Here is a 10,799-nt window from a genome sequence, read left to right on the forward strand (position 1 = left end):
CATCGCCTCACACTGTGTAACCTTGGGTTTGCCCACTGCCTTACCAGACAAGCATTGAACGATCATTCCAGGCTTTTGCTCAAGTTCGAAAATTGCTTCGCCTTGCTTAGTCAATACTGGCGCAGGAACTTTAAAACCTTCTCGGGCCAGGTGCGTCGTCAGCTCATTGAAAAAGGGTAAAGTGTTTTTTTCCATGCTCTCGAAAAGAGTAAGAACATACCTCACGGCGCCTTTATCCGCTTCTTCGCCCCCGCTTTTTGGGTAGGTATCTAGAAAATAATTGGTATTCTCAATACCAGCGCTAATCTCGCTAAAGCCAACAAGCTCACCTAAGTCATATGACTCGAGAAGCTTGTCTATTTGTGAACGAGTCAATTGAGTGTAAACAGCCATCTATTCCTTCCTTACCGAATATATACCTATCTTAGCCTAAGCAATGTATTTTAATTGTACTAAATCTGATTTTTTTGGAAAAAAAAGCTACAATACGCGCCCTCTGGAAGTTTATCGAAGTTGACCGTTTTTACTATTTTTTGTTCAGGTGGCATCAAAATACCTGACTAAATTACTTGGTTATTATATAATTCGCTAAATTCTATGACACCAGCTTGATAAAAAACCTGTTTTATCAAACGGATATATCTTATTTTTGGGAGAGCTTAAAAGCATGTCTGACTCCGATAAGGCCGTAAAAGACCTGATTAAACGAGAGTATGAGCATGGGTTTGTGACCGATATTGAGTCAGAAACCTTTGAACCCGGATTAAACGAGGATGTCATTCGTCGTATTTCGGCAAAAAAGAATGAGCCTGAGTGGTTACTAGAGTGGCGTTTGAAAGCTTATCAAAGCTGGCTGGATATGGAACAACCCGAATGGCAGCAGGTAAACTTCCCGGAAATCGACTTTAACGACATCGCTTATTTTTCCGCTCCCAAAAACCCGGACGATGCGCCGCAAAGTTTGGATGAAGTCGACCCTAAACTGCTCGAAACTTACGAGAAACTGGGCATACCATTACATGAGCGTGCTCGTTTGGCAGGTGTTGCAGTTGATGCTGTTTTCGACAGTGTCTCTATCGGTACTACCTTCAAAGAGAAGCTTACGGAAGCTGGCGTTATCTTCTGCCCTATTTCTGAAGCAGTTCACGAATACCCCGAGCTAGTCAAAAAGTATTTAGGAAGTGTTGTCCCCCAACGTGACAATTATTACTCGGCACTTAACTCTGCCGTATTCAGTGACGGCTCCTTTGTATATATCCCGAAAGGCGTTCGCTGCCCACTTGAACTATCCACTTATTTCCGTATCAATGAAGCAAACACCGGGCAGTTCGAACGAACATTGATCGTTGCCGATGAAGGCAGCCATGTCAGCTATCTTGAAGGCTGTACCGCACCGATGCGTGACGAGAACCAGCTTCATGCAGCCGTTGTGGAACTCGTCATTCTTGATGACGCCGAGATCAAATACTCAACGGTTCAAAACTGGTACCCAGGTGATGAAAATGGTCAGGGTGGTATCTACAACTTTGTGACCAAGCGCGCGTCTTGTATCGGTAAAAACTCCAAGGTTAGCTGGACTCAGGTTGAGACCGGCTCAGCAATTACCTGGAAGTATCCAAGCTGTATTTTGCGAGGTGATAACAGTGTTGGTGAATTCTACTCTGTGGCACTGACCAATAACTTCCAGCAAGCTGACACCGGAACAAAAATGATTCACTTGGGTAAAAACACCTCAAGCACTATCATTTCTAAAGGTATTTCAGCCGGTAAGAGTGACAGCAGCTATCGCGGTTTGGTTCGTATTGGCCCTGGCGCCGAGAACGCTCGAAACTATACTCAGTGTGACTCGCTATTGATTGGTGATAAGTGTGGCGCTCACACTTTCCCTTACATCGAAAGTAAGAATAAATCAGCAGTCGTTGAACACGAAGCCACCACATCGAAAGTTAGTGATGACCAGCTGTTCTTGTGTCAGCAACGTGGCATTGATGCGGAACATGCAGTATCAATGATCGTTAACGGATTTTGTAAAGAAGTATTTAAAGAGCTACCGATGGAATTTGCTGTCGAAGCAACAAAACTATTAGAAGTCAGCCTTGAAGGCTCCGTCGGTTAATAAGACTCTAAATCAATTAAAATACAATGGCCCCTGCCCTGGCGGGGATGACCAAAAGCATTAAAGAGAGAGACAATGCTAAAGATCGAAAATTTACATGCCAATGTTGAAGGCAAACAAATCCTGAAAGGCTTAAACCTTGAAGTGAAGGCAGGCGAAGTTCACGCGATTATGGGGCCAAACGGCTCGGGTAAAAGTACTTTATCGCAAGTGCTTGCAGGCAATGAAGCTTATGAAGTAACAGACGGCAGTATCGACTTCGAAAGCAAAGATTTGCTAGACATGTCAACTGAAGACAGAGCACGTGAAGGTGTCTTTCTAGCTTTCCAATATCCGGTTGAGATTCCTGGCGTTAGCAACCTGCAATTTATGAAAACTGCGATCAATAATATTCGCCAGCACCGCGGTCTGGACGAAATGAACGCGGCTGAATTCATGAAGCAAGCCAAAGCAAAGATTCAGCAAGTTAACCTAGACCCATCTTTCTTGAAGCGTGGTGTCAATGAAGGTTTCTCTGGCGGTGAAAAGAAGCGTAATGAAATCATGCAAATGCTAATGCTTGAACCATCACTCGCGATTCTTGACGAAACCGACTCCGGACTAGACATCGACGCACTTAAAGTGGTTGCTGACGGCGTTAATGCTCTGCGCTCACCAGAGCGTGCAGTAGTCATGGTCACTCACTACCAGCGTTTACTTGATTATATCGTTCCTGACTACGTTCACGTTCTTGCTAACGGCCAGATTATTAAGTCTGGTGGTAAGGAACTCGCGCTTGAGCTTGAAGAAAAGGGCTACGGCTGGTTAGGCATCGAAGAAGACAAAGCTTAGGGACACGGTAATGACCTTATTAAGTGATATTGATTTCGGTCTAAATAAGTCTTCTGACTTACCCGAGTCACTGAAAAAATATAGCGAAGAAAGTATGGCAGCCCTGTCACAAACGGCTGTGCCTACCCGAAAAACCGAAGCCTGGAAATACTCAGCGAAGCACTTGAAGCTTCCTGAAAGCTTTTCACCAGCAACGGCCATCGCTACCCCCTACCAAGTGAGCTACGAGCTTGATTGCAACACGATACTGATCGCCAATAATAATGCGCCAAGCTATGACGCTGATGCCTTGTCACAAGCGGGTATCACCATCAAAAGTTTGTCTTCTCTTGATGAGAAAGAGTGCGAGCTTGTCGCCAATAGCATAAGTAATTCTGCAGAGCATTTGCTGTTTGCAAAACTGAATGCGGGTTTGATGCAAGATGGCTTGTTCATCAACGTTGCGAAGAATACTCAACTGGGCAAACCACTCAAGTTGGTTTTTCATAGCAATGCTAGCGGCCTGAGCCAGCCACGCGTTTTCATTAACGTTGAAGCAAATGCCGAAGCAACCTTTATTGAAGAACTCGTCATTGACGCCGAAGAAGGTGCTCAAGGGCTTGTTAACAGTGTATGTGACCTGCGTATTGCTGATAATGCTCATGTAAAGTACTTGCGTATGAACCTTGAATCTACGCCAGCCAAGCAAATCGGTTTTACCGGTGTCGCGCTCTATCGTAACGCTAACTTCAAGAGCTACTCTTTAGGTTTGGGCAGCCAAGTGGGTCGTCACGACTTGCACGTGCAGATGTTAGAAGCAGGTGCTGAGTGTGATCTTAACGGTGTTACTGTCACCACCGGTCAGCAGCATTACGATAACCATACCTGTATCGAACATATTGCACCAAACTGCACCAGTAATGAGACTTACCGTTGTATTGCCGACAATAAGTCCCATATCGTCTTTAATGGCCGAATTCACATTCACCCGGACGCACAGAAGACCTTAGGTTCAATGAGTAACAAGAACCTTCTTCTTTCATCGTCTGCTGAAATCGATTCCAAGCCCGAGCTGGAAATTTATGCCGATGACGTGAAATGTGCTCACGGTACAACCATTGGTCAGTTAGACGAAACTGAACTGTACTACCTTAAAACGCGTGGCGTAACGCATGAACAGGCTCGCCTGATGCTAACCCTCGGTTTTGTATTGGAAGTGGTTCGGGCAGCCCCAATTGAAGCTATTGCAGACTTCTGGGAGCAGCAACTGGCAGAGCTGTTAAGTTACCCTTTAGATTAAATGATCGCGTCGTTAGTGCACCTGCGTCATAAAGAGCTATCAAGGTATTGAGTGATAAATGAATATTGAAAGTATTAGAGAACAATTCCCTATTCTAAACCAAGAGGTCAATGGCAAGCCTTTGATCTACCTTGATAGTGCCGCCAGTGCACAAAAGCCCGAAGCGGTGCTCGAAAGCATGGCGAACTACTATCATCATGATAATGCCAACGTACACCGAGGCGCGCACACCTTGGGTGACCGTGCAACGGCTGGTTTCGAAGGTGCACGCGAAACAGTTCGTCAATTTCTCAATGCAAACTCAACCAAAGAAATCATTTGGACCAAAGGAACAACTGAAGCCATTAACCTGATTGCTAACGGTTTGGCAAGTCAGCTAGAGCCTGGTGACGAGATCATCGTTAGCCGCATGGAGCATCACGCCAATATCGTTCCCTGGCAATTAGCGGCGGAGAAATGCGGTGCGCAAATTAAAGTACTCGATTTTGACGAGAACGGTGAGCTATCACTTTCCCAAGTTGATGAGTTGATTAACGAGAAAACCAAAGTCATCGCTGTCACCCACGTATCCAATGTCCTGGGCACGATTAACCCTGTTAAAGAAATCATTGAAAAAGCAAAGGCTGCCAATATCATCACCGTTATCGACGGTGCCCAGGCAGTGCCTCATTTCAAGGTCGACGTTCAGGCTTTAGACTGTGATTTTTATGCTTTATCCTCACACAAATTATTTGGCCCAACCGGTATCGGCGTGCTTTACGGCAAAGAAGCTCGCTTAGAAGCGCTTCCTCCTTATCAAGGTGGTGGCGAAATGATAGAGCGCGTTAGCTTTGAGAGGACTACCTTCAACCAGCTACCCTATAAATTTGAAGCCGGTACACCAGCGATATCCGAAGCCATTGGTTTAGCTGCAGCCATTGACTACATGGACTCTTTAGATAGAGAAGCGATCGAAACTCACGAACAAAAATTACTGGCACGTGCCCATGAATTAGCTGCAACGATACCCGGGCTAAGAATCATCGGCACAGCAAAAAACAAAGTACCCGTGATGTCCTTCCTGATTGAAGGATTACACCCTAGCGATATCGGCACCTTGCTCGACCAGCAAGGCATAGGCATCCGCACCGGACACCACTGCGCAATGCCGCTAATGGATCATCTTTCAATCCCCGGTACGGCTCGCGCATCCTTTGCTTTTTATAATACCGAACAAGAAGTCGAGCAGCTATTTGTTGCGCTAGAAAAAATTCAGCGCATGTTCGCTTGATACAGCATTAATAGGTACCATTATGTCTCTGGCAACATTTGATCCGAAAGTTGAAATCACTCTGAGTGAATCAGCAATTTCACATATATCCAAGCAGCTTGAAAAAGCACCTGATAAGAAAGGTTTGCGCCTATATCTTGAAACCAGTGGTTGCTCCGGTTTTATGTATGAAACCGATCTTTGCGAAGCACCTGAAACGGATGACCGAGTCTTTAATATTACCGACTCTCTGCAGCTATTTGTGCCTAACAAAGACTTACCCATGCTGAACGGCACCCAAATCGACTTTATCACGGTCGGCCTGAATTCAATGTTTCAATTTAAGAACCCTAATGTCACAGGCGAATGTGGCTGCGGTGAAAGTTTTTCAGTTACTGAAGAGTCTTAAGATATGGAAAGAGAAGTAGTTGTCACCAACCGTGAATGTGAAGCCCGGCTAGTACCCGCCGGTACTGAGATCATGGTTCCCAAGGGCTCTTTTGTCACCATTACCCAATCGCTTGGAGGCACTTATACGGTTGCAGTCAATGGTAACCTTGCACGCATTGAAGGCAAAGATGCTGATGCGCTAGGCAAAGAAGTGGCTGTATCCAGTTTTGAAACCCCCTCCGATGGCAGCGTTAGTAAAGACCAGGTATGGGAAGCCTTACGTGAATGCTATGACCCTGAAATTCCGGTTAATATGGTCGAGCTCGGTCTTATCTATGACTGCAAAGTTGTAGAAAATGAAGTCAAAATCAACATGACCCTCACTGCCCCTGGCTGCGGTATGGGGCCATCCATGATTGCCGATGTCGAGCGTAAAGTTGGCCAAGTACCGAACGTAGACAAAGTCAGCGTAGAGCTAGTATTCGACCCTCCCTGGAGTAACGACATGCTCACCGATGAAGCGAAATTAGAGTTGGGTATGTTGTAGGCCGCGGTTCAACCCGACAATCTCCGAGGCATACTCTAACTCACAACTAATACCAAGTTCCTGCATTGTCGGGCTAAAGCCCGACCTACATACAGCATGTTAACAGGGTAAAATCACCCCTTAAGAAAGCCTCGATCTGTATGATATAATCCCGCCCTCGGAATCATCGTTTATCACTTTAGGTCGTATTAATGAGTCAAGCTGCTAATCCAGACATGTTTAAAAACAACCCTTTTGGTACCGAAACTACGGATGCCGATATCCTTGAGGCTTTCGAATTTCTGGATGACTGGGAAGAACGTTACGCATATATCATCGACCTAGGTAAATCACTCCCGGCATTTCCTGAAGCAGAGAAGACTGAACTAAACCTGGTCCATGGCTGCCAAAGCCAAGTCTGGCTTGTTCACAACTTTGACGAAGCCAGCAACAAGCTTTTCTTTTTAATTGAGAGCGACGCCATTATCGTCAAAGGCCTTGCCTCTGTTGTACTGGCGACACTTAATGCACGCTCACCTGCCGAAATCGTCGCTAAAGATGTTGAAGCAATATTCAATGACATGGATCTGATGCGTCATATCAGCCCAACCCGAGGCAATGGCTTGCGCTCTATGCTTGAACGCATGAAGAATATCGCTGGAAATTTTTAGTTTTTAACGAACGTAAGCAGAGGGTTCCACCCCTTATATGGACTCTCCGTGCTAACCCGCCAGCGAGCCGTGGAAGGCTCTGCCTACGGTCTACTCGGTTAAGAGCCATTTAATTATTTCCCTTCAGTTTCTCATTTTCCTTATGTAGCTTGCGTTTCATTCGTCCCAAACCAAACATCACAAAACCAATAGCAAAAGGTACTGAAATACCGGTAACCAGCGTGCTGCTTTCGATTAAGCCGCCTGATTTTGCAGACTCTGCGACGTACTTCACCAAGCCAACCAGATAATAACTGATCGCTGCTACAGATAAGCCTTCAACAGCCTGTTGCATACGCAGCTGCAGCTTGCCACGGCGGTTCATGGACTGCAGTAAATTCTGGTTCTGCGATTCTATTGTGAGGTTCATGCGCGTTCGCAGTAATTCACTGGCTCTATCAATTCTGCGCGACAAGTCATCCAAATCTTTCTCTATGGTTTCACATGTTAAGTAAGCTGGCGTTAAACGACGACTTAGAAACTCACTCAGTGTCTGTAAGCCGCAAACCTCGCTTTCCTTTAACTCTTCGAGCCTGCTCATCGCTAAATGGTAGTATGCTTCAGTCGCTGAGAAGCGATAATTTGTTTCCGATATTGTCTGTTCAATCTGCGCAGATAAGTGGGTCAACGCTCCCATCAAACGACGTTCGTCATCAAGGTTTTTAATCTCAGTGATATTCTGAATGATCTCAGCCAGATTCAAGTTCATTAGATGAATATTCGGCCCTGTCTGCTTAGCAATCGGAAACGACAACAAAGCCATCATTCGATAGGTTTCCAACTCCAATATTCGACGCACCAAGCGGCCGGTCTGACAAGGATTCAAGCCCTTATTAACGATCAGAAAGCGCCCCATGGAGTCACTATGAATCCGGTACGCTGTCCAAACCTGTGCCTGTTTATCGCGAACGAAGCAACTTAGTAAGCGATGCCCCTCAAAATTATTACGCATGGCATCTACGGCGGATTGTGAGCTTTCATAATTATGAGATTGCTCTTCTTCTACCTCGACATGCAAACCACTAATCACCTTACCAGGAATCGCTTCCAACCACTCAGAAGGCAGTAATGAAAGCCCTGTCTTTTCAAAAGGTTGACTTTCTAACTGATGAATAAAGGTATAAGTTGAAAACTCGGTATGACGTTCCCAGCGAAACTCGAAACCACCGAAGTCTTGATAGTAGCAAGAAGCTTCTTCAGTCGGTGGATTAACACTATAGCGGGCACACAAGTTACATATATGCTGATATTCCCCTAAACGAAAGTCGACGCCAGTCTGCTCTACTTGATGCAGTACCGATAATTGAGAAACCCTGGCAGGAGAGGAAATAACCGGAAAGGGGCGCGTATGCAGCTCGTTAAACAGATGGTCACGCTGGTCGTAAAAGGTAATATTGTGTGGAACGCTCTGCCCCATAAAAAATCCCTGACTTATCTAAACATGCCAGAACTTTATCATATAGACACTAAGCGTATGTGGATTTATATCAATTTAAGGAGGGATTAGTACTGGCCAGAGCTTTGTTAAGTACACTTTGTAAATCTTCCAGGCGTAAGGGTTTTGCAAGAAAGTGCTCCATACCTGCCTCCAGACAGCCTTCCTGATCTTCCTCAAAAGCATTTGCCGTCACCGCAATCACCGGTTTGTCGTATCCAAGTTCACGTATTTGGCGAGTCGCGTCAAGACCGTTCATTATAGGCATACGTACGTCCATCAGGAGAATATCAAAATTATCGTCCTGTTTTATTCTATTCACCGCATCAAGACCGTCCCTTTCTACTTCGCAGTTAGAGATACCTAGTGAATTTAGTAATGCCTCGAGCATCACACAGTTCATTTCAACATCATCAACAATCAGCACCCGTACAGCAGAATAATCAACATCGTTCAGTGAATTGCTTGCGATATCCGGGTCTTGGTCTGTTTGTGGTTCTTCAACAAGCTCAACCGGCAGATAAACAGCCATTGTCGTACCCTTACCAAGCGAGCTATATACCTGTATATCTCCTTCCATTCGTTCAACAATACGACGAGTGATAGCCAGACCTAGACCCGTCCCCTCCATATGCTTTTGCGTATCATCACCCACCTGAACAAAATCCTGAAATAAACGTTTTTGGTTCTCTTCCGAAATACCATTTCCAGTATCACTCACCTGAATTTTCAACTGCCCATCACCTAGCATACTCATACTTAGCCCAATATGGCCTTGCTCCGTGAACTTTGCCGCATTAGATAGGAGGTTAAGAATAACTTGTGACAGGCGGTTAGGGTCGGTATTGATAAAAATAGGTTCATCAGCACCCGAGATAGAAAACTGAACCCCCTCTTGCACACGCGGTTTTATCAAACGATAGAGTTGACGCAGGCACTGTGAAAGATCAAAAACCTCTAGGTTCAGAGAAACGCCCTGCGACTCAAATTTACTGAAATCCAATACATCATTAATAATTGAAAGTAAAAGTTCACCAGAAGAAGTTATATTCTCGACACGAGCTTTAGCGCTAATATCCTTAATCTCTTTTGCTAGAAGCTGAGCATTCCCCAACACACCATTAAGCGGTGTTCGAAGCTCATGACTCATCGTAGCCAAAAACAACTCCTTACTTCTAGCTGCCGCCTGGGCTTCATTTGTAGCAACTTCTAGAGACTCCATCATCTTCTTATTTAGTCGAATCTCTTGACTTAATTCTTCTTGTTTACGCTTTTCAAGGCTAATCAAGCCATAGATACAGAATGCAACCGTACACAGAACGATTAAGGTAAAAATCAATTTGAGCCAAATCCAGTTTTCTGGAGAACTCAAAGAAGCAGGAAGTAAGTCAAGTTTAAGTAATGTGGCATTCAAGCTAATCAGAACAACCGACGCCAAGGCGATGTAAAAAGCACTTCTCGCACCAACTAACATAGCCGCCATTGCATAAGGTAAAACCCATAAGACGCTTGCAGGTCCCTCTAAAGACCTATTCATAAAATCTACATAGCAGACCAGAATTAAGCTAAGAGCGAGAAAGAATAAGGCCGCCCCTCGTAAGTGTTGCTTTTTCCACATAATCAACAAAGAAACGGGCTGCAGTGCGATCAGGAACATGGTTAGAACTCGCTCCCAAGGCAAGCTCTGTTCTACCATTAAAGTGAATGTCATACCAACAATTGAAAAGAAGCTCAGTATTAACACGAAAATAATGAGTGTTCTGGCTTGGAGAGCTTGCGATGAATCGGCGCGCACAGCTTCAGGAATGCAGGCATCAACAAAACGGTCAAACTTCCCCACAGGCGAGGTGGGTTGACTAACTTTACCCTCCTGGTTCATAGCCTCTTCCGAGGAATCCTGTTTATGTAGGGAATACTTCGCGTTCAATGCTGACGACTCTAAATGAAATGTGTTCACTAAAGGATAAGCGACAAATCATGTATTCGCCATATTTACAGAGAGAGTCAATAGGCAAAGCATTAGCTTCGATCTTTGCTATGCTTATACAAGTAAGAATCGTGTAGTGGTCAACTAAAACTGGCCAGCCCGTTATAAGTTTTTTCGTAAGCCTGTTCAGTCAATAACGGTGACATACCACCATTATGATGATGAGGCCGATGACGATTGTAGTAACCATTAATGTATTGATCGATAGCTGCTTCTGCTTCCATAAACGATTCATATCCTGATCGCGGCATCCATTCTGTTTTAAAGCTTCTAAAG

The 10,799-nt window shown here is 44.9% G+C and carries 11 protein-coding genes; 7 read left to right on the forward strand and 4 right to left on the reverse strand.

The features are described 5' to 3' along the window. A partial coding sequence (locus A3756_RS10360; protein WP_156490401.1) for a phosphotransferase occupies positions 1-393 on the reverse strand: 393 nt, incomplete at its 3' end. 274 nt (positions 394-667) lie between these two features. On the opposite strand from A3756_RS10360, the gene sufB reads away from it, so the two are divergent. From sufB to A3756_RS10395, 7 genes are all read left to right on the forward strand, one after another. Further along, complete coding sequence (sufB, locus tag A3756_RS10365) at positions 668-2,116, forward strand: Fe-S cluster assembly protein SufB (protein ID WP_068513132.1); 1,449 nt, start codon at positions 668-670, stop codon at positions 2,114-2,116. A 75-nt stretch (positions 2,117-2,191) separates the two neighbouring features. Further along, positions 2,192-2,947: a Fe-S cluster assembly ATPase SufC gene (gene sufC, locus A3756_RS10370; RefSeq protein ID WP_068513135.1), complete on the forward strand. Its 756-nt coding sequence runs from the start codon at positions 2,192-2,194 to the stop codon at positions 2,945-2,947. Between the two features lie 10 nt (positions 2,948-2,957). Continuing rightward, the gene (sufD, locus tag A3756_RS10375; RefSeq protein ID WP_068553455.1) at positions 2,958-4,226 is read left to right on the forward strand and encodes a Fe-S cluster assembly protein SufD; all 1,269 of its coding nucleotides are present in this window, start codon (positions 2,958-2,960) and stop codon (positions 4,224-4,226) included. Between the two features lie 58 nt (positions 4,227-4,284). Then, complete coding sequence (locus tag A3756_RS10380; RefSeq protein WP_068513142.1) at positions 4,285-5,496, forward strand: aminotransferase class V-fold PLP-dependent enzyme; 1,212 nt, start codon at positions 4,285-4,287, stop codon at positions 5,494-5,496. 22 nt (positions 5,497-5,518) lie between these two features. Next, complete coding sequence (locus A3756_RS10385) at positions 5,519-5,884, forward strand: iron-sulfur cluster assembly accessory protein (protein WP_068513144.1); 366 nt, start codon at positions 5,519-5,521, stop codon at positions 5,882-5,884. Between the two features lie 3 nt (positions 5,885-5,887). Further along, on the forward strand, positions 5,888-6,412 hold the full coding sequence (gene sufT, locus A3756_RS10390) for a putative Fe-S cluster assembly protein SufT (RefSeq protein WP_068513147.1): 525 nt from the start codon (positions 5,888-5,890) through the stop codon (positions 6,410-6,412). A gap of 191 nt (positions 6,413-6,603) precedes the next feature. Further along, positions 6,604-7,062, forward strand: a complete 459-nt coding sequence (locus tag A3756_RS10395) for a SufE family protein (RefSeq protein WP_068553456.1) — start codon at positions 6,604-6,606, stop codon at positions 7,060-7,062. Positions 7,063-7,171: 109 nt separating this feature from the next. Here A3756_RS10395 and A3756_RS10400 read toward each other — a convergent pair whose 3' ends face one another. The 3 genes from A3756_RS10400 to A3756_RS26000 all read right to left on the reverse strand — a co-directional run. Beyond that, entirely contained in the window at positions 7,172-8,518 is a 1,347-nt protein-coding gene (locus A3756_RS10400) for a DUF3422 family protein (RefSeq protein ID WP_068513152.1), read from the reverse strand. A gap of 70 nt (positions 8,519-8,588) precedes the next feature. Next, entirely contained in the window at positions 8,589-10,415 is a 1,827-nt protein-coding gene (locus tag A3756_RS10405) for an ATP-binding protein (RefSeq protein ID WP_068553457.1), read from the reverse strand. 188 nt (positions 10,416-10,603) lie between these two features. Continuing rightward, positions 10,604-10,799: IS3 family transposase (locus A3756_RS26000; RefSeq protein WP_156490402.1), on the reverse strand; the 196-nt coding region annotated here is incomplete at its 5' end.

It is taken from the genome of Oleiphilus sp. HI0086 (genome assembly GCF_001635225.1).